Here is a 22,025-nt window from a genome sequence, read left to right on the forward strand (position 1 = left end):
TTTATAGACGCCTCTCATAATAGTTATTTCACTATTCGTGACACTTGTCCTTTAGCTTGAAAAACACATATTCGCTTCATCTCGTTATACGTCTAGTTCTTCTTATTTTTTGCTGAATATACTACCAATATAAACTTGAGACAAGCTACATCTGTTCAAGGGAAAATAGAAAGGTAGGCAAAATATGAGCATTGAAATATGGATTACTATTATTGTATTCTTCTTAACGATGATCGTTATCTTTTGGCGGCCTCGAGGTTTGAATGAGGCGTGGCCAGCAGCAATCGGAGCTGGTATCATCATAATTACTGGACTTGTATCAAAACCAGACGTCATGGATATTATAAGTAAAATTGGCGGTGCTTCCATAACAATATTAGCGACCATCGTCATGGCAGTTATATTAGAAAGCTTCGGCTTCTTCCATTGGTCCGCAGCGAAACTAGCAAATCTAGCGAAAGGTTCTGGACGCCGTCTATACTGGTATATTCAATTATTATGTTTTCTTATGACTCTTTTATTTAATAACGACGGTAGTATTCTAATTACAACTCCCATTTTAATTCTTCTTCTAAAAAACCTTCAATTAAAACCACATCAACAAATTCCTTATTTATTAAGTGGCGCTTTAATCGCTACTGCATCTAGTGCACCAATTGGTGTAAGTAATATCGTAAACTTAATTGCATTAAATATCGTTAATATGACTCTTTATATGCATACTGCTATGATGTTTGTACCTGCAACATTAGGCTTATTATTTATGTCATGGCTCATGTATACAGTTTTGAAGAAAAAACTTCCGAAAAAATTACCTGTATCTTCATATGATATTGAAGAAATTTTCTTCACGAAAAACTTCCATCCACTAAAAGGAAATAATTCTGTTGATACGAAACAAAAACGGACAAGATTCATGTTAAAAGTATTAGGTTTCGTCTTCCTGATGCGCTGTCTTCTATTCGTTGCATCCTTCTTATCCATCCCAATTGAAATCGTTGCAGTACTTGGTTCACTCGTTCTTCTCATTTGGAGATGGTACTACTTACGAACAAATCCTGTCGACATTTTGAAAAAGACACCGTGGCACATTTTAATTTTCGCCTTCTCTATGTACGTCATTATTTACGGACTCCACAACGCAGGATTAACAGCTGCACTTGTACAATGGCTCGAGCCAATTGTGAATCAGCATCTACTCTATGCTAGCTTTGCAATGGGCGGACTTGTATCCATCCTCTCTAACGTCTTCAATAACCATCCTGCCCTTATGATTGGTACAATTACATTAACAGAAATGGGACTAGATCCAGTCACATTAAAAACAATCTATCTTGCAAACATCATTGGTAGTGACATCGGTTCACTATTACTACCAATTGGTACACTAGCCTCACTCATTTGGATGTATATTCTGAAACAAAACAAAATTAAAGTAAAATGGAAAGACTATTTAAGTGTATCCCTTATCGTTATCCCGCTCACAACAGTCGTCACACTATTCCTCTTATTCTACTGGGTACATCTCTTCTTTGCCTTATAAACAACAGAAGCCCCATTTGCTACCGTCTTAGCAAATGGGGCTTCTTCTATAATAAAGTTAGGTACTACAGTGTGATCAATCAAGTAAAGAGGTGTAACATATTATTGATATAAATGACTACCAGCTTCTTTAAATTCTTCTGCTTTCTCTTTCATTCCTTTTTCAATTGCTTCTGTCGTTTCTAAATCATTTTCTTTTGCATACTCACGAATATCATGCGAAATTCTCATACTACAAAACTTCGGTCCACACATTGAACAGAAGTGAGCTGTCTTTGCCCCTTCTGCAGGCAACGTTTCATCATGATATTCCATCGCACGTTCAGGATCTAAAGATAAATTAAATTGATCGCGCCAACGGAATTCGAAGCGTGCTTTTGAAAGTGCATCATCACGCTGATGAGCCGTTTTATGTCCTTTCGCAAGATCAGCCGCATGCGCTGCAATTTTATACGTAATAACACCCGTGCGTACATCATCTTTGTTTGGCAAACCTAAATGTTCTTTCGGCGTTACATAACAAAGCATCGCTGTTCCAAACCAGCCAATCATCGCAGCTCCAATTGCAGATGTAATATGGTCATAACCTGGTGCAATATCTGTCGTTAGCGGCCCAAGTGTGTAAAACGGCGCGCCCTGACAAATATCAAGCTCTTTCTCCATATTCTCTTTAATTAAGTGCATCGGTACGTGTCCAGGTCCTTCAATCATAACTTGCACATCATGTTTCCAAGCAATTTTAGTTAATTCGCCAAGTGTTTCAAGCTCAGAAAACTGTGCTTCGTCATTTGCATCTGCAATAGACCCTGGACGTAATCCATCTCCAAGAGAGAACGAAACATCGTACTGCTTCATAATTTCACAAATCTCTTCAAAGTGAGTATATAGGAAGTTTTCTTTATGATGGAATAAACACCACTGCGCCATAATCGAACCACCGCGCGAAACGATACCTGTCGTACGCTTTGCCGTGATTGGAATGTAACGAAGCAATACACCAGCGTGAATCGTAAAGTAATCAACGCCTTGCTCCGCCTGCTCAATTAACGTATCACGATATACTTCCCACGTTAAATCTTCTGCAATTCCGTTTACCTTTTCAAGCGCTTGATAGATCGGTACAGTTCCAACTGGTACAGGCGCGTTACGAATAATCCACTCACGCGTCGTATGAATATTTTTACCTGTAGATAAATCCATAATCGTATCTGCACCCCAGCGCGTTGCCCATGTCATCTTCTCTACTTCTTCTGCAATCGAAGAAGATACAGCTGAGTTTCCGATATTCGCGTTTACCTTCACATGGAAATTACGCCCGATGATCATCGGTTCAGCTTCTGGATGATTAATATTCGCTGGTAAAATAGCGCGGCCTTCTGCGATTTCCTTACGAACAAACTCCGGCTCTACCCCTTCACGAATCGCAACATACTCCATCTCAGACGTAATAATGCCATTACGTGCATAGTGCATTTGCGTAACGTTTGCACCTTGCTTTGCTCTAAGTGGCTTGCGATCCATCTGCGGGAAAACAGGTGTATGTTTCGAAGCCACTTTCACACCGTCATCCTCTGGTTTCACTTCACGCCCTTCGTATGCTTCTACATCACCACGCCCCATAATCCAAGAATGGCGCGGCGTTGGAATCCCCTTTTCTAACTCCACTTTATACTCAGGATCCGTATAAGGGCCGCTCGTATCATACACACGAATTGGCGGATTTGGAACGCCATTCGTTTCGCTTTGTTCAATCTCACGCATCGGTACTTTCATGCCTTCTCGTGGCCCATCCACATATACTTTCTTACTCCCTGGTAAACTCGATTTCAATTCAATTTGCTCAGCTGAAACAGATTGTTTCATAATTTTTGTTGCCCCCCTGTACGTGACAAGGACGAGATATGGCCAGCGTATGCCAAAATAAAAAGAGCCAGGTCCATAAAAAAATAAGGACCTGGCTCATAAAGACATCATTATGTAAAGCCGTTAACTTCCCTACGCTGGTACGAGCCAGATCAGGTCCAAAGGGTTAAGAAGTTCACGCGCTTCTCTCTCAGCCTACGCATACGTTAGGCACCCCTAGTTTATCACTGATTTAATTTTCAATACTTTCCCATCATACACCATAATCTGAAAAATTCAAAGTTTATTTCTTTTGCTCTTTACGGAATCATCCACGTTAAATAATACGCCTGCACATACGTCATAATACCAACAATAATTACGAAGAACACCCTATTGTAAAAATAGTTTATGATTTAACATGGGAGTTTAAAAACATCTTCACCACAAAAAGTGTTGAGAATCTCAATCATTGTATTAAGAAAATTAAGAATACTAATATGCAAGAGTTTAAGAGCTTTACGAATGGATTAGCCCGGGATATTGAAGCTGTCAGAAATACGGTAACTTATGAGAATAATAATGGTCTTACCGAAGGGAGCATAAACAAGTTAAAGCTTATTAAAAGAATCATGTATGGTCGATGCAAATTCTCCACATTGCGGACAAAGATTCTACTTTTGGAGAGAATGAGACTTTTCAACTAACTCCGGGAAGAACCATTTTTTACTTGCCAAATACATTCATCAGTCCCGTTTGCCAAAGAGCCTTTGTCTCTGCTGTATTTCGCTACAACTGCTACTGTTACCTGCCATACAACCTGTAATAGAGATAGGTAACAATTTACTATACAAGGAACAAAATTGACCTGCTCCTCCATTTAGTGATTTAACTATCTTTATTATTCAGAGCTAAAACTCAAAGAAAAATCTCTTACATTTATCGTAACGCAATTCCCTTAATATGTTAATTATTTTTGTTGTCTTGTTAGTTAAAGGGTTACTTAGTACAAAAAATAACCGTAGATAGTAGCACGAACACTGTTCTTGTTATAATTATTTTTTTTCAGAACGTCTATAATCCTCTTTTAAAAAATATATGTAAATATAATAAAAAACGAATGATTAATAGAAATATTCTACACCACTCGTTTTTTATCGGACTTCTTTTTACTGTACTTTTATTTTCTTTATGAGTTATTAGAAAAATAATTGTCTATATAAGTCTTTATTTTTTCAAAATTCTTTTCCATAAATAAGATTGCTGGTACTTCAATTATTGGAAGATTATTTTCATTATCAAAAGCTGGACACGGTTTGGGAACTACCAAATAGTCAACTGAGTTTTTATCCCTAATATAATTAATTGAAACATCATAATACTTAGAAAAATATCCCTTCAAATCATCCTGATTCCTTAAAAATGGTAGAGAAAATATTGAACCATAATTTATACCAGCGTCGACAATTAATACAAAGCATATTTTTTTCATGATACACCCTCCTCGTATAATAAGTTTTAAGTTAATAACTGTTCCTTGAAAATTGAATAGTTTTTATCTTCAAGAGCTACATCAAAAAAATGATGTATGGGTAAAATTTAGTCTTGGATACTGGGGGATTTCCCCAGATAATGGAAGTATGGAAATGGATCCATCGGGAATATGCTTACTCCTCCTGTAGTTCGACCACGTTAAAAGACTGTGACCCAGACCAAAATGCACTGCATACGCACAAGCTGTATCGGTTTCCTTCACTTACCTCTCATAATGGTGGGAGGGGCAGCTTAGATGAAGGCAATCATTGAATACTCATACGCGAGGTTGTGGCTATGTTTTTGACTCTAGGGAGATCCCACAGTATCCAAGCTCATTCCAAATACTATTCAAAGAAAGGAGGTCCTTTCTTTGAGATTATTCGTAGCTATTGATGTAAGCTCTGAAAAATTTGATGTATGTTTTCTTGACAGTCATGACACTGTTTTGAAAGAAATTTGTCTTTCAAACGATGTGAATGGTGCCAACGCCATTAAGGAGGATGTTCTCCATTTTCATCAGTTGTACAACTATAAAAAAATTGTCATTGGTATGGAATCTATTTCCGTCTATAGTTTCCATCCTTCCATGTTCCTAACGGAAGATAAGGATTTGAGGGCTTTAGACGTGGAAGTGGTCGTACAAAATCCAAAAGCCATCCATCGATATAAAAAACTCTTTGAAGAAGATAAGACCGATAAAATAGATACTTTCCGTATTGCCGATTTTTTACGAATCGGGCGGTATAATAAGTTTCTTATCAAGGAGGAAAAATACGTTGCCCTTCAACATTTAATACGATCTAGATATCAACTCGTTCACCAGCAAACAGAATGTAAGCAACACTTTCTGGAGAACCTTTACTATACGAAAGAGTTAAATACCTCTGTTTTTGGTGCGACGATGATGGAAATACTCTCAGATTCCCTTTCGTTGGATGAAATCGCAGAAATGGATCTAGAAGCACTCGCTACTCTTCTTCAGAAAAAGGGGAAAGGACGCTTTAGCGACCCGGAAGATTTAGCGAAAACCATCAAGAAAGCCATACGTGACTCCTACCGACTAGGTAAGGTCGTTCAAGACTCTGTGGACGTTGTATTAGCCACTTATGCACGATTGATTCAAACATTGAAAAAACAAATCAAAGAGATAGAAAAAAGCATTACTGCTTTATTCTAAGCCATTCCAGAAGCGAGATATTTAACAAGTGTTCCAGGCATTGGAGTCGTATACGCCGCGGGAATCATTGCGGAAGTTGGACAAATTGAACGCTTTGAGAACGAAGCACAATTGGCCAAATACACCGGTCTTTACTAGAAAAAATCGCAATCTGGAAACTTTGAATCGGAACGAACACCCATGGCACGAACGGGAAACCAGTATCTTCGTTATTACATGGTTGAAGCTGCCAACTCTGTACAATTTCGTGAAGCTACTTACCGTGCTTATTATTTAAAGAAATATGATGAAGTTCCGAAATACAAACATAAAAGAGCCCTTGTCTAAAGCCGTAACTAGATTCGCTAAATTGTTTTTCAAATATTGAACCAAGCACTTGACTGATTGCTTGTTGAACAACCCTATCCACTACTGTCGGTATTCCCAATTTGCGCATCTTCCATAAAAAGAGCCAGGTCCATAAAAAAATAAGGACCTGGCTCATAAAGACATCATTATGTAAAGCCGTTAACTTCCCTACGCTGGTACGAGCCAGATTAGGTCCAAAGGGTTAAGAAGTTCACGCGCTTCTCTCTCAGCCTACGCATACGTTAGGCACCCCTAGTTTATCACTGATTTAATTTTCAATACTTTTCTATCATACACCATAATTTGGAAAATTAAAAGTTTATTTCTTTTGTTGTTTATGGAATCATCCACGTTAAATAATAAGCCTGAACATAAGTCATAATACCAACAATAATTACGAAGAACAAACTATGCTTCACTGTAAAACGGAACAAATCCGATTCTTTTCCAGCAAGACCAACCGCTGCACAAGCGATCGCAATCGACTGCGGGGAAATCATTTTACCTGTTACACCGCCTGTTGTATTTGCTGCAACGAGAAGCACTTCAGATACGCCGACTTGCTGCGCTGTAATGGCTTGTAAATTTGAGAACAGTGCATTCGCAGACGTATCAGACCCTGTTAGGAATACGCCAATCCAGCCTAAGAATGGTGAGAAGAACGGGAATAGTCCGCCAGTTCCAGCTAATGCTAACGCTAACGTAGAAGATAGACCAGAATAGTTTGCGATAAATGCAAACCCTAGTACGAATCCGATTGATAGAATTGGCATTTTTAATTCACTTAACGTTTCTTTAAATGTCACTACTGCATCTTTTACATTCATTTTCAAAATAAACATGGAAATGATACAAGCAATTAAAATCGCCGTTCCGGTTGCTGATAATACATCAAACTTCAGAATTGCCTCGTAAGGCGTTGGTTTATTTACAATCGGCTCTGCTTTCATTACTAGATTATGCAGACCTGGAATTTCAAACTTAAATACAAGACTTGCTAAAGCCCCTCCTGGAGCGAATAATGCCTTAAAGAAACTTTGGCTCCAAATGACTACCATAACCGTTAATACGATAAATGGAGACCATGCCTTCACTACTTTTCCAAACGTTAATTTCGGCATCGATGCTACTGTCGTTGTTGCTGCTACTTCACTATTTGCTTGCCCGGATTGATAAGTTTCTTTCGGCTGCCAAACTTTTAAGAACAGCGCTAAACTAATTAAACTTACAAGTGCCGATGTAATATCCGGAAGTTCTGGTCCTAAAAATGTCGCTGTAATGAACTGCGTAATCGCAAATGAACTACCCGCTACAAATAACGCAGGCCACGTTTGTCGTATCCCCTTAAATCCATCCATTAAAAATACGATAAAGAATGGCACAAATAATGATAGGAACGGTAATTGATGCCCAGCCATTTGTCCAATTTTATGTGGATCAATACCTGTTACTTGTCCAGCAACTGTAATCGGAATTCCCATCGCTCCGAACGCCACTGGTGCAGTATTTGCAATCAAACAAAGACCTGCTGCGTATAAAGGATTTAACCCAAGACCCGCAAGAAGCGCTGCTGTAATCGCTACTGGTGCCCCAAATCCTGCCGCCCCTTCTAAAAATGCTCCAAATGAAAATCCAATTAAAATAACGAGTAGACGATGATCGTTCGTAATCGATAATACCGATGCACGAATCACATCGAATTGACCTGTTTTCACAGAAATTTTATATAAAAATACCGACATAATGATAATCCAAGCAATTGGCCATAATCCGTATAAGAAACCATATCCGGTCGCTGCCATTGCCATCGTGAACGGCATTTTATAAGCAAATAACGCTACTAAAACTGTAAGTACAACTGTAATAAACCCTGCCACATACCCTTTCATGCGGAAAACTGCTAAAGCTAAGAAAAAAAAGATAATCGGAATAAGTGCGACCGCTGCCGAAATCCAAATGTTTCCGAATGGATCATAAACTTGTGTCCATGTGTTCATTGTTCTCTCCCCCTAAAGAATCCCCTTTTGAATAGAATAACCCCATCAATAGACTATCAGGTCATCATACCTTTAAGTCTAAAATAAAAAAACGTTTAAGAAAACGTTTTCAACAACTTTCATTTATACTGTACCATAACAATTTCTATTAAAAAAGATTTTTTTGAAAATTTTATTATTTAACAGAAAATCTTACAAAATCGTCACGTTCTTGTAATGTTCATCGATAGGAAGTTTGCCAAAATTATTGCATAATAATAGTATAACAACAGAAATTATTTATGAGGTGATATATATGAACGGAAATAAAATATTAGCTGCGTTATCATACTTTAGTGTACTATTTGCCCCTATCTTATTCCCTATTATCGTTTGGATTGTAGGAGATGCTGAAACAAAACCACATGCAAAACGTGCTCTATGGACACACATCATTCCAAGTATCGCTACATTCATTGGCGTAACTATTTTAGGAATTATGGGTCTTGGATCTGATCAACCAGATGTAACACTTGGAATTGGATCAATGATTGTCTTAGCTATTTGCGGAATCATCAGCTTATACTACTTCATCTGGAACATTGTAAAAGGAATTAAAGTGCTGAAAGCTTAATTTTAAACAAATGTTTGTTTAAAAAGGGCCCCTTGCAAATTGCAAGGGGCCCTTTTCCTAATTCGTTCACTTTATCTTCTGCGTTTCTTCTTTTTTCTCATCATTTTCTTTCGGCGTGTATTCACTTTATCCGCTATAATGTGGAGCGTACTTGCCACAACAATTCCCATTAAGAATGTTACAATTTCAACCTCATGTTTCTGCGCAATTTCTATTAAATTACCATCCAATGCGATTACATTTAATAGTAATAAAAATGGAGAAAAGACAATTAACATGTACGCAATACGAATCACATCACCAAGTATAATCGTATGCGTAAAGAAAGATCGATGTGGCATTACTTTCTTATAAGGATACCAAAATATACGTAAGAAACCCCATTTGTTATAAGCATTACTGTACGTATCTAAATCTGGTGTTAAAAATGAAGTACCTACTAAAAAACCAATTGCAAAAGTTAATAAAAAATCAAAATTTGTTAATCCATACGAAAAGAGCAAAAACAAAACAACCGGAAGGGATATTAAGTTTATTTTCGTATGCGTTCTTCCTGATGGCATAATGCACTTCCTCGCTTACGTTCGTCCTGTCACCTCATGACAGATTTCACCTATTGACCTAATTTCTGATCGATAAATGTTGTGTCTATATCCGAACCAAACCATTCTGCCAACTTCACTCGTGCCTTATCTTTCACATCTTCATTGACGTATAACGACACCTGTATTAGTGCGGCCGTTAACGCCCCTAAATCATCCGTATAGCCAATTCCAGCAATGAAATCTGGAATCGCATCAATCGGTGCAATAAAATAAGCAAGTGCTCCAATTACAATAATTTTCACTCGTTTTGGAACATCGGGTCTTTGCAAAACGTAAAACAGTAATAAACTTGCATAAATGACCGACTGCCCTGCTTGCTTTGCAACATGTTTTACTTTCTTCCAAAACGCTTCAACTGAAAATTTTTGTTTCATGTAAAAAGCCTCCCTATTTTTAAAAAGAAATAAGCTACAATATGTTATCAGTAAAAGTTCATGGAAATTACACAAAACCTATCAATGAACTTCCATTGTAACAAACAAACCAAAAAAGAACAAGTGTTCGTTAATTTTCACACGATTTCCTTCATATAATAGATTTCTAGATAACCCTTACCCATCTTCGTTTCTTATTTCTCAACAAAGAAAATTTTCACTTCCACTTAACATTCTGCTCTACCTTTGTTATATTTTCTAGTTGACGGACATATAAACGAATGTTAAAGTTTTCTCTGGTAGTGACAAATCTTATACAAAAAATGTAAAATGTTATAGTGTTTCTCAGAAATGAATTTTGTTGTATAATACAGAAATGACGTTATGCTTATGAGCAACAAAAGAAACCAAAAGGGTATGCATAGTTATAGTCGTATATGGGTGAATATAGAACCTTTAATTATGGCCAAGAAAACTATGTATTTTTTATTTTAGCATTTTTCGCTCCAAAATCGACCAAGCCTGATAGAGAAAGGGTGGAAATGAATGAAAGAAACCTTGAAATCACAATTTCAAAATGTGCGTTTCACTTTATTCGTAGCTTTAGCCTTATGGCTGAAAACTTACCTTATTACACGCACAAGCTTTGATTTAAAACTTGAATCTTTCATGCAAGAATTCATTTTATTCCTTAGCCCATTAGCAGCATCATTACTGCTTGTTGGTCTTGCATTATTTGCAAAAGGGAAAAAACGTAACTATATAGCACTTGGAATTAATTTTGTCTTAACAATCGTTCTTGTTGGTAACGTAATGTTCTACGGATTCTACAATGACTTCGTTACATTACCGGTGCTAGGACAAACATCTAACTTCGGAAGTTTAGGTTCTAGTGTGAAAGAATTATTTAACTACAAAATTATCCTTGCATTTGCAGACATTATCATATTCTTCGTTCTATTGAAGAAAATGAAGAACTTTGCACCTACAGAGCGTGTAGCACGCCCGATGCGTTCTCTATACTTCGTATCAACAGTTGCTATTTTCTTCGCAAACTTAGGACTTGCAGAAGCTGAACGCCCAGAACTATTAACACGTTCATTCGACCGCGTTATGCTTGTTAAAAACTTAGGATTATATGTACACCAAGTATACGATCTTGGCTTACAAGCAAAATCAAGTTCACAAAAAGCATTCGCTGACGGTAGTAAATTACAAGAAACAGAGAACTACGTAAAAACAACACAAAGTAAACCAGATCCAAATATGTTCGGTACTGCAAAAGGGAAAAACGTAATTGTTGTCTCTCTTGAGTCATTACAAACATTCTTAATTGGTGCAACAGTTAACGGACAAGAAGTTACACCATTCTTAAACCAATTTACGAAAGAAAGTTATTACTTTGATAACTTCTTCCATCAAACAGGTCAAGGTAAAACATCTGATGCTGAATTCCTAGTAGATACTTCGTTATATCCACTAGACCGTGGTGCTGTATTCTTCACACACGGTAACAATGAATATACAGCAACTCCAGAAATTTTACGTCAGCAAGGGTATCACACGTCGGTATTCCACGCAAACAACGCAACATTCTGGAACCGTAACATTATGTATCCAGCACTTGGTTATGATCGTTACTACAACGAGCTTGATTACAAGATTACGCCAGAAACAAAATTAAATTGGGGATTAAAAGATATCGAATACTTCGATCAATCTATTGATATGTTAAAACAAGTGAAGCAACCATTCTATACTCGCTTCCTTACTTTAACGAATCATTACCCATTCACTTACGATGACAGTACAAAATTAATCGATGAATACAATTCTGGTGATGGAGTATTTGACCGTTACATGGTAACTGCTCGTTACTTAGACGAAGCAATGAAACACTTTATTGAGCGTCTAAAAGCAGAAGGTATTTACGACAACTCAGTAATCGTATTCTACGGTGACCACTACGGTATTTCTGAAAACCATAACCGTGCAATGGCACAGTTCTTAGGAAAAGAAGAAATCACTGCATTTGACCATATGAACTTACAAAAAACACCGATGTTTATTCACGTTCCAGGTCAAAAAGAAGGTAAAACAATTTCGAAACCAACTGGTGAAATTGACATTAAACCAACTATTCTAAACTTACTTGGTGTAGATTCTACAAATGACGTTCGATTCGGTCATGATGTATTCTCACCTGATAATAAAGGATTCGTTGTTCTTCGTGACGGTAGCTTCGTTACAGATAAATACATGTACACAAACAGTACATTCTATGACCGTGCTACTGGCGAAGTTGTACAATTACCGAAAGAAGAATCCCAACCACTAATTGATCGCGCCCAAAATGAATTGAACATGTCTGATAAAATCATTGAAGGTGACTTACTTCGCTTCTCTGAAAGTAATAAGATCAAAACTGGTGAAGTAAAAACAGTTATTAAAGAAGAAAAGAAGAGTGCTGAGTAATCTCAGCCTCTTTTTTTATTTTCTTCCATACAACTACTTATATTCATTAACTTTAAAATTACATAACCTTTACCAAATATTCACATAGTGTTAATGAAAAATCTCTATAATAAAATATGTAAACGAGGTTCTACATATTTCTTATCTCTCATCTTTCGTAAGATCCCTTAAAGAAGTGTGTAAATCTTTTGTTTCTACTTTCTTATAATTGTCTTTCAACATGTTTTGTTTCCATACACAAAACATTCAACGAGACAATGTCCCTATGAAAGATAGCTACCCTCCTTGTGCAGCATTCCATAAGAATGTTGCTTTTTTTTATTTAAAAGCAGGATTCTCATTCTTATTTTCGAATTTGTATATACAAAATGCTGTAAAGTGAAACTTTAATCAGCCCTCACCAATCGGGTAGCTACGGGCAGTTATTCGCCCAATTCACTTCTTTGCTCCACCCGAATTTTTAAGTAGGAGTTTTACTGCCCGTTAATGCGGGGTAAACCATCCTTACTTCTCTATGATTTACAAATACATATACGGTCATATGTAGAGAATTGCTTACATAAAAATTACTATAGTGATTTTTATCTCGCATGAATAAAAGTTTCACGTTACTTACGTACTTACGAAAGGATGGGACGGAAATTGGCATACGAAAAATTTGTACTTTGGAATGATGAAGTTATTGATACAACAAAACAACAAACGTACATAGAACTTGAAGAGAGAGGTTCGCAGTTCGGAGATGGTGTCTACGAGGTTATTCGCCTATATAAAGGGAACTTTCATTTATTAGATCCGCACATAACGAGATTATATCGATCCATGGAAGAAATAGAATTATCGCTCCCTTTCTCAAAAGCTGAGCTCATCACTTTACTTTACAAATTAATTGAACGAAATCATTTCCATGAAGATGGCACAATTTATTTGCAAGTATCTCGTGGTGTACAAGCTCGCACACATATATTTTCATATGACAACCCTCCAACAATTTATGCCTATATTACAAAAAAAGAAAGACCAGCGTTATGGATTGAATATGGTATACGCGCTATATCAGAACCCGATACTCGATGGCTACGCTGTGACATTAAATCATTAAATTTATTACCAAACGTACTAGCTGCTACGAAAGCTGAACGAAAAGGCTGTAAAGAGGCACTTCTCGTAAGGAATGGTATTGTAACGGAAGGAAGCCATTCCAACTTCTTTTTAATTAAAAACGGAACTCTTTACACACATCCAGCCAATCACCTTATTTTAAATGGCATTATTCGTCAATATGTCCTTTCTTTAGCGAATACTCTTCACATACCTGTACAGGAAGAACTTTTCAGCGTTCGTGACGTTTATCAAGCAGATGAATGCTTTTTTACAGGCACAACGATTGAAATTTTACCAATGACCCACCTTGATGGAACCGCGATTCAAGATGGGCAAGTTGGGCCTATCACCAAAAAACTGCAAAAATCATTTAATCAAATCTTGTTACAATCCAATATGGCATCTTCTTAAACCCGAATAATTTCTGTCCTTTCACATTCAATATATGCATTTAAATGGAAATCAAGGTGTAAATTTATGCCTTGATTTTTTCTTGTAATCTTTTTGTCATATTCAGATTCCCACATAAGCCTTGACAGTAATCGACATGCTCTTTAGAATTTTTAACAGTTGGTAAATATTTCTTCACTACATTACAGACAGAAAGGAATCGACAAATTATGAAAAAGTATCTTGCCGGTCTTGCGGCAGTGTCTGTAGCAGGAGGAGCAGCACCTACACTTGATAGTGTTCAAGCTGCACCTGAACAAAATACACAAAAGGCTGCTACAACTGTCCAAGCTTCTGCGTCAAACAACTCATCTTATACGGTAAACGCGAGCGTATTACATGTTCGTGCGGGATCAAGCACTTCTCACGACATCATCTCACGCGTTTATAACGGTCAATCACTAAACGTGATTGGCGAAGAAAATGGTTGGTTCAAAATTAACATTAACGGAAAAACAGGCTTTGTTAGTGGCGAATTTGTATCAAAAAGTGGAGCAGCAAACAACAATGTAAGCACAGGTGGAAACAATAAAGTTACCGCTGATGTATTACGTGTACGTACAGCTCCTAACACTTCTAGTTCTGTTTCTGGACGTGTATATGAAGGACAAACATTAAACGTAATTGGACAAGAAAATGGTTGGGTGAAAATTAACCATAATGGACAAGTAGGTTATGTAAGTGGCGAATTCGTATCTGGCGTTTCTTCTACTGGGGGTTCTTCAAACAACAATACGAATAATAACAACCAAGAAGTAAAACCAGCAAGCGGAAACTATACAGTAAATGTATCTTCCCTTCGTGTTCGTACAGGTCCTAGCACTTCTCACACAACTGTAGGTTCTGTCAAAAAAGGACAAGTAGTACAAGTTGTTGGCGAAGTTCAAGATTGGTTCAAAATCAATTACGCAGGACAAACTGCTTATATAAGCAAAGACTACGTAACAAAAGGCGGTTCTAACGAAAACGTTACAGAAGGCAACAAACAAGAGCAAAACAATAATGGAACTATTCAAACTGGTGGTTCTTACGTAGTTAACGCTACATCTTTACGTGTTCGTACAGGCCCTGCCGCTTACCATAGTGTAATTGGTGGCGTTTTAAACGGTACAACATTAAACGTAGTTGGATCTGAAAACGGTTGGTTTAAGGTAAATTACCAAGGAAAAACAGGCTTTGTTAGTAGCGAATTTGTAAAATTCGTTAAAGGTGGCACTACTACTCCTGAGCAACCAAAACAACCTGAACAGCCTAACCAAGGTGCAATTGGTGACTACTACATTAATGCTTCTGCACTAAATGTACGTAGCGGCGAAGGTACAAATTATAGAATCATAGGCGCACTTCCACAAGGTCAGAAGGTTCAAGTAATCTCTGAAAACTCTGGATGGAGCAAAATTAACTACAACGGTCAAACTGGTTATATCGGAACACGTTACCTATCTAAAACACCAGTTGGAGGCGCAGTAGATAATAAGCCTAACAATAACCAAAATAACAATCAAAACAATAACAACAATAATAATACAGGTAATAATAGCGGCGACAGTTCTTCCGTACTTGCATACGCAAAATCAATGCAAGGTGTACCATACGTTTGGGGCGGAACTTCTGCTAACGGTGTTGACTGCAGTGGTTACATCTACCACGTATTTAAGAAATTTGGTCATAACATTAGCCGCCAAAGTGTTGCAGGATATTGGAGTAGCCTACCAAAAACTTCAAGTCCACAACCTGGTGACTTAATTTATTTCCAAAACACTTATAAATCTGGCCCTTCTCACATGGGTATTTACCTTGGGGGCGGATCATTTATCCAAGCTGGAGATAAAGGTGTAGCAATCGCTTCATTAAGTAACTCTTATTGGAAGAGCCACTTCTTAGGATACACGAAAGCACCTTAATTAATAGTTTCAAAGCCTTCTAGTTTACTAGAAGGCTTTTTTGCTATGAGTTCAACATATTACTCCCTTTCTCCTACCTTCTCTCTACAAAAATAATGTATCCATTCTTCCATTTCATACACTTTATTCTGCAAAAACAATGCATAACGTTATCATAATGTATATATTCCCATAAAAAACATAACCTATTTCATGTCTATTTATTTCATATGTGTTTTTTTGAAGAATTTTCTTTTTATTTAAACTTTTCATTAGACGTTTGACCTCCGATGTCCATTATGATAAGTTACTTAAGATGTTATATTCGTAAACGTATAGACAACTGGTTTATACACTGTTTTTACTATGAGGAAGGAGCATACACTGCATGAATCTTTTATGGGGAATTGGCGGCGTGATTGGAGTATTAGCAATTGCATTCTTACTATCTTCCAACCGCAAAGCTATTAATTGGCGCACAATTTTAATCGCGCTAGCATTACAAATGTCATTTTCATTTATCGTATTACGATGGGATGCTGGTAAAGCAGGTTTAAAACACGCTGCTGACGGTGTTCAAGGATTAATTAATTTTTCTTACGAGGGAATTAAGTTCGTTGCTGGGGATTTAGTCAACGCAAAAGGACCTTGGGGATTTGTATTCTTTATTCAAGCACTACTTCCAATCGTATTTATTAGTTCATTAGTAGCAATCTTATATCATTTTGGTATTATGCAGAAATTTGTTAGCGTCGTTGGTGGCGCATTAAGTAAACTTCTTGGAACTTCTAAAGCAGAAAGCTTAAACTCAGTAACGACTGTATTTTTAGGACAAACTGAAGCTCCAATTTTAATTAAACCTTACTTAGCACGTTTAACAAATAGTGAATTCTTCGCTATTATGGTAAGCGGTATGACAGCTGTTGCTGGATCTGTTCTCGTCGGTTATGCAGCAATGGGTATTCCGTTAGAGCACTTATTAGCGGCTGCAATAATGGCAGCTCCATCAAGCTTATTAATTGCGAAACTCATTATGCCTGAGACAGAAAAAGTAGATAATAACGTTGAACTTTCTACAGAACGTGAAGACGCAAACGTTATCGACGCAGCTGCACGCGGTGCATCTGAAGGTATGCAACTTGTTATTAACGTAGCAGCAATGTTAATGGCTTTCATCGCATTAATCGCTTTATTAAATGGATTATTAGGATTGATTGGTTCTCTGTTCGATATTAAACTTAGCCTTGATTTAATCTTCGGTTACTTATTATCACCATTTGCAATCTTAATCGGGGTTTCTCCTGGTGAAGCTGTACAAGCAGCAAGCTTTATTGGTCAAAAACTTGCAATCAACGAATTCGTTGCATACGCAAACTTAGGACCACACATGGCAGAGTTCTCTGACAAAACAAATCTAATTTTAACATTCGCAATCTGTGGATTCGCAAACTTCTCTTCTATCGCAATTCAATTAGGTGTAACAGGAACGCTAGCTCCTACTCGCCGTAAACAAATTGCACAATTAGGGATTAAAGCAGTTATCGCTGGTACATTAGCGAACTTCTTAAATGCAGCAGTTGCAGGTATGATGTTCCTATAAACTTATATAGAGTCTTCTCTTTCTACAAGAGGAGACTTTTTTCATGCAATCCAAATGTCTTTTGTGCATCTATTAATCACTTTATGCCAAATATAAGAACATTATGATACAATAATGTTTAAGTCTTTTTATTTTTCTAATGAAAATAGAGATACTACTTGTTGTTGCCCTTCAAAAGAATGTAACGACATGGTCAATTTCTTAATAATTGCGCATACTACAAGTATCTATTGATGAAATAGCTTTAAGGAGGAAAGTTTTGTGAAAGATAAGTTCTATAAAATCCTCTCTATGTGGATTTTACAAATTGTATTTTATTTTACTACTGTACATGTGACGAAATATGAGCATGCTCTTATTTTTACAATAATATACGTAATCGTAAATGTACTATTCTTATTTTTAGCTGACAAAACAGCATTTGTTTTCTTCATACTAGGAACCATTATTTCCGTATTTTATTTGTTCTATCAAGCATGGCTTCATTTATGGAGTACATCAGATCAATGGCAATATATGATTATCCACTTCCTGATGGCAGCTAACTTCTTCATTGTATATATAACAACTCACCTATTGAAAAAAGTGATTCATGAAAATAAAACTTTAACTGAGCGTGTGAGAACGTTAGAACAATATATTGGAGAATCAAAATTACTAACAAGACAAGAATTCGAGAGACGCCAAGCATTATTAACAACTGCAATGAATCGTCGTAATGAAACAGGCGTTATCATTTACTTTGATTTCACTCCCTTTAGTAAATATACGAAGGAAAGTGTTATGGACCGTGTAGCTTCCTTATTAGTTGAAACGGTAAGGAATGATTTTGACCTTGCTGCTGAATATGATAATAATACGCTAGTTATTTTATTACAAAACACAAATGAAGCTGGTGCTGACATTGTAATGAACCGCCTAAAGCCAAAAATGGAGCAATGGCTTGCTGCTGAAGCAATCCGAGATATAAAAATTTCACGCGAGCAAATTGGAAACAAAGGACAGACACTGTTATGATGACTCTCGTTATACTTCTTTTATTCCTTCTGTTTTGCGTACTCGTTTTTTGGATTAGTATCACATTTTCAATTAAATATGTACTTATTTTTACGGCCTTTCTATTCTCTGGCTTACTCGTTTACTACTCTTTCTTAACAATCGCGGGCTTAATTCACCGAAATAGTAAACGAAAAGATCGTACGCTAGAACATTATCCGAGCGTCGATATTTTCATACCTGCCCATAATGAAGGCATCGTTATTAAAGATACTTTAGAGGCGATGGCAAAGATTGAATATCCAGGAAAGCTAACTATTTATTTATTAAATGATAACTCTCAAGATGAAACACCTGAAATCGGAGATGATTTCGACAAAGCTTATGCTCATATTTGCCATATTCGTGTTCCTCCCGGTGAACCGAAGGGTAAATCACGTGTACTAAACTATGGGCTTAGTATTTCAGATGGTGAGTACTTCTGTGTTTACGATGCAGATAACCAACCTGAACCACACGCACTGCGAATGCTTGTAGAGCACGCTGAAACAACTGAAGATGCTGTTGGAGCTGTTGGACACGTTCGTACAGTAAACGAAAACAGAAACTGGTTGACGCGAATGATTTCGCTAGAATTCCAAATCTTCCAGCTCCTTATGCAATCTGGACGCTGGTTACTATTCCAAACAGGCTCGCTGACAGGAACAAACATGCTTCTTCGTCGCTCCGCACTAGAAGAGCTTGGTGGCTATGACCCTTACGCAATTGCAGAAGATGCTGAATTAACATTACGAATTACACAAAAAGGTTATCTCTTACCAATCGTCCCAGAATCAGTTACTTGGGAACAAGAACCAGAGCATTTAAAAATTCTTATTAAACAACGTACACGTTGGCTCCAAGGAAATTTATATATTTTAGAAAAAATGTTCTCATCATTAAGTTTCTTTAAAGGAAAGCTGCTTGTTCATTCCTTACAACAAGTTCTAGTGTATGTTGTATTTTGGCTATTCCTAATCATTTCGAACGTTTGGTTTGTAATTGGGCTACTCGGGATATTCCAAATTCAATATAGCATTCCGCTACTATTTATGTGGTATGTCGCATATATTACATATGTTTCTCAATTATTTAGTGCCCAGAGTGTCGAACGAACCTTTACACCGACTAATATTTTTATTAGCGTTATTATGTACTTTACGTACGCACAGCTCTTTACGTACTTATTTATTCGTAGCTTAATCTTATACTTACGTGCAAAGAGCAAGAAACAAGTCATTGGCTGGGATAAAACAGTTCGATTCAAAAAAGATAAATAATAAAAATAAGCACAGAGCGCCGTATGCTCTGTGCTTATTTATTGCCGTATAAATTATATATCAGACAATACCCCTTAGCTGAAAGTAATTTCACGTCCATCCCCCAACGAACGATCGACCTTCATTTATATACGAAAAAGTGATTGCTATTTTTGTAGAACCAATTGCTTCTCTTGCTGTTCTTTGCGCGTTTCAGTCTTAGGTTCCGTGCTTTCTTGGACACTACGATGTGCCACACGTTTCAAACAAATATGCTTCCACTTTCTTTCGTAACGTTTCATTATTCTAGATGTCCCCCTTGAATGCGCTTTAAAACTATTTGAAATCGCTTACAGGAAATAATATAGCACATATATATAAACGTGACAACACATTTCCGACAATTTTTTGTCAAAAATATGAATAGAATTCGCAAGGGATCGAATATTGTCGAAACCTATCGTTTTTTCTTCGTATAAAAGGCATACTACTTATATGGTAAAGTATTTTATTTCCCCTACCCGCATTTCAAATTCCTTCTATATAAAGTGAAACTTTCATTAGCCATCACCAATCGTACTTTTACAGGCAAATAGAGAAATAAAAAAGAGCTGATATGAAATCAGCTCTTTTCCTTCTATTATTAATGACGCTTCATACGTCCTTCTTTTTGTAACTCTTTAAATAATGCTGCCATCATAAAGAAAATAACAAAGACGAACGGGAATGCTGCAATGATAGCTGCCGTTTGTAAGGCTTCTAATCCGCCAATATATAATAGCGTAGAAGCTATCGCGGCTAGAACGATACCCCAAATCATTTTAATACGATTTGGTGGGTTTAAACTACCATGTGTCGTTAACATCCCTAAAACGAATGTTGCAGAGTCTGCAGATGTAATAAAGAATGTTGCAATAAGTAAAATACCTAAAACTGATAAAGCTGATCCAAAGCTGCCCATCTGATCGAACATAGCGAATAATCCTACTTCTGTTCCCATTTCTTTCACTTTGTCGAAGATATGTGCATCACCAAACAGCTCCATATGAATACCAGTACCGCCGAACACAGAGAACCAAAGTGCACCAATTACGGTCGGCACAAGTAACACACCGATAACAAACTCACGAATCGTACGACCTCGTGAAACACGAGCAATAAACGTACCTACGAACGGTGACCACGCAATCCACCATGCCCAATAGAAAATTGTCCATGACTGAATCCATTGATTCCCACCTTCGTCTAATGGACTTAAACGGAAACTCATACTTGGCAATTCCTGAATATAAGAACCGATTGTTGAAGTGAAGTAATTCATAATAAAGTTTGTTGGACCTGCAAATAATACAATGATCATAAGTGCAAATGCAAAAATAATATTCGTATTACTTAAATATTTAATTCCTTTATCAAGACCTGTTTGCGCAGATAACATGAAAAGAACCGTTACGATTGCAATAATAACTAACTGTGTCGTTAATGAGTTCGGGATAGATGTTAAATAACTAACACCACCCGCAATTTGTTTTGCACCGAGACCTAATGACGTTGCAACACCAAACACAGTTGCAAAAACAGCTAACACATCAAATGAATGAGCAATACGCCCGTGTTCCCCGCCCTTAAATAACGGACCTACTGTCGCACTAATCGTACTTGCTTTTCCTTTTCTAAAGGTAAAGTAAGCAATACATAACGCTACAAACGCATATAGTCCCCAAGGATGTAATCCCCAATGGAAAAATGAAAAACGCAGTGCAAGACGCGCACTTTCCTCAGTTGCACCTTCTCCAAACGGAGGTGCGTATAAATGGTTTAATGGTTCAGCAACGCCCCAGAAAACTAAGCCGATACCCATACCAGCACTAAATAGCATAGCAAACCATGTCATATAACTATAATCAGGTTCATCATCATCTTTACCTAAACGAATAGAACCGTATTTCGAAACAATTAAAAAGATAGACACACCTAAAATAATAGACACGGAAATAATATAAAACCACCCGAACTTACTAACTAATGCAGTTTGAATTGCGGTTGTTACATTTCCTAAGCTACCTTTTCCAATAATAGATTCGGGAATAATCCCCCAAATTGTAAATGCAATACATAATGTTAATGAAACGATGAATGTTTTTGTCAGTTTCCTCATCAAATCCCCCTTCGTAGGTTTCGCTTT

14 protein-coding genes, 2 pseudogenes and 2 riboswitches are annotated in these 22,025 nt (G+C 37.0%); of the genes and pseudogenes, 9 read left to right on the top strand and 7 right to left on the bottom strand.

The features are described 5' to 3' along the window. The first annotated feature begins 184 nt into the window (after positions 1-184). Entirely contained in the window at positions 185-1,543 is a 1,359-nt protein-coding gene (locus tag NST90_RS24765; RefSeq protein ID WP_000021123.1) for an arsenic transporter, read from the top strand. A 101-nt stretch (positions 1,544-1,644) separates the two neighbouring features. On the opposite strand, the gene thiC is transcribed toward NST90_RS24765, so the two are convergent. Next, a complete protein-coding gene (gene thiC, locus NST90_RS24770; RefSeq protein ID WP_000814484.1) occupies positions 1,645-3,405 on the bottom strand; it encodes a phosphomethylpyrimidine synthase ThiC in 1,761 nt (586 codons plus the stop codon). A 112-nt stretch (positions 3,406-3,517) separates the two neighbouring features. Beyond that, a riboswitch (TPP riboswitch) is annotated at positions 3,518-3,633 on the bottom strand. Between the two features lie 940 nt (positions 3,634-4,573). Next, positions 4,574-4,876 (bottom strand): hypothetical protein, encoded by a 303-nt coding sequence (locus tag NST90_RS24775; protein ID WP_000717619.1) that lies wholly within the window; start codon positions 4,874-4,876, stop codon positions 4,574-4,576. A 414-nt stretch (positions 4,877-5,290) separates the two neighbouring features. On the opposite strand from NST90_RS24775, the pseudogene NST90_RS24780 reads away from it, so the two are divergent. Further along, positions 5,291-6,421 (top strand): annotated as a pseudogene (locus NST90_RS24780) (IS110 family transposase); the annotation flags it as partial. On the opposite strand, the pseudogene NST90_RS24785 reads toward NST90_RS24780, so the two are convergent. Beyond that, a pseudogene (locus NST90_RS24785) lies at positions 6,420-6,536 on the bottom strand (Retron-type RNA-directed DNA polymerase); the annotation flags it as partial. The pseudogenes NST90_RS24780 and NST90_RS24785 sit on opposite strands and share 2 nt — an antisense overlap. Before the next feature lie 57 nt (positions 6,537-6,593). After that, a riboswitch (TPP riboswitch) is annotated at positions 6,594-6,709 on the bottom strand. 71 nt (positions 6,710-6,780) lie between these two features. Beyond that, positions 6,781-8,442 carry an L-lactate permease gene (gene lldP / locus NST90_RS24790; protein ID WP_001099337.1) on the bottom strand — a complete coding sequence of 554 codons (1,662 nt, stop codon included), beginning with the start codon at positions 8,440-8,442 and terminating at the stop codon, positions 6,781-6,783. A 295-nt stretch (positions 8,443-8,737) separates the two neighbouring features. On the opposite strand from lldP, the gene NST90_RS24795 reads away from it, so the two are divergent. Continuing rightward, a complete protein-coding gene (locus NST90_RS24795) occupies positions 8,738-9,055 on the top strand; it encodes a DUF4870 domain-containing protein (protein WP_001014099.1) in 318 nt (105 codons plus the stop codon). 71 nt (positions 9,056-9,126) lie between these two features. Here NST90_RS24795 and NST90_RS24800 read toward each other — a convergent pair whose 3' ends face one another. Further along, entirely contained in the window at positions 9,127-9,618 is a 492-nt protein-coding gene (locus NST90_RS24800) for a metal-binding protein (RefSeq protein WP_001139061.1), read from the bottom strand. A gap of 50 nt (positions 9,619-9,668) precedes the next feature. Beyond that, a complete protein-coding gene (locus NST90_RS24805) occupies positions 9,669-10,034 on the bottom strand; it encodes a YkvA family protein (protein WP_000810369.1) in 366 nt (121 codons plus the stop codon). A 546-nt stretch (positions 10,035-10,580) separates the two neighbouring features. Here NST90_RS24805 and NST90_RS24810 point away from each other — a divergent pair. The 6 genes from NST90_RS24810 to NST90_RS24835 all read left to right on the top strand — a co-directional run bounded on the left by NST90_RS24810 (position 10,581) and on the right by NST90_RS24835 (position 19,861). Next, positions 10,581-12,509: an LTA synthase family protein gene (locus tag NST90_RS24810; protein ID WP_000665333.1), complete on the top strand. Its 1,929-nt coding sequence runs from the start codon at positions 10,581-10,583 to the stop codon at positions 12,507-12,509. A 630-nt stretch (positions 12,510-13,139) separates the two neighbouring features. Further along, a complete protein-coding gene (locus NST90_RS24815; RefSeq protein WP_074618720.1) occupies positions 13,140-14,024 on the top strand; it encodes a D-amino-acid transaminase in 885 nt (294 codons plus the stop codon). Positions 14,025-14,233: 209 nt separating this feature from the next. Further along, a complete protein-coding gene (locus NST90_RS24820) occupies positions 14,234-15,967 on the top strand; it encodes an SH3 domain-containing protein (RefSeq protein WP_000760275.1) in 1,734 nt (577 codons plus the stop codon). Positions 15,968-16,334: 367 nt separating this feature from the next. Continuing rightward, positions 16,335-17,546, top strand: coding sequence for a NupC/NupG family nucleoside CNT transporter (locus NST90_RS24825; protein WP_001051015.1), 1,212 nt, complete (start codon positions 16,335-16,337; stop codon positions 17,544-17,546). A 261-nt stretch (positions 17,547-17,807) separates the two neighbouring features. Continuing rightward, positions 17,808-18,563, top strand: coding sequence for a diguanylate cyclase (locus NST90_RS24830; protein WP_000653218.1), 756 nt, complete (start codon positions 17,808-17,810; stop codon positions 18,561-18,563). Continuing rightward, positions 18,560-19,861: a glycosyltransferase gene (locus tag NST90_RS24835; protein ID WP_000988747.1), complete on the top strand. Its 1,302-nt coding sequence runs from the start codon at positions 18,560-18,562 to the stop codon at positions 19,859-19,861. Before NST90_RS24830 ends, NST90_RS24835 begins: the two co-directional genes overlap by 4 nt. Before the next feature lie 622 nt (positions 19,862-20,483). On the opposite strand, the gene opuD is transcribed toward NST90_RS24835, so the two are convergent. After that, positions 20,484-21,998, bottom strand: a complete 1,515-nt coding sequence (opuD, locus tag NST90_RS24840) for a glycine betaine transporter OpuD (RefSeq protein WP_001230115.1) — start codon at positions 21,996-21,998, stop codon at positions 20,484-20,486. Positions 21,999-22,025: the final 27 nt, after the last annotated feature.

Source organism: Bacillus sp. FSL E2-8900 (assembly GCF_037966225.1).
In the GTDB taxonomy this organism is placed as follows: domain Bacteria; phylum Bacillota; class Bacilli; order Bacillales; family Bacillaceae_G; genus Bacillus_A; species Bacillus_A cereus.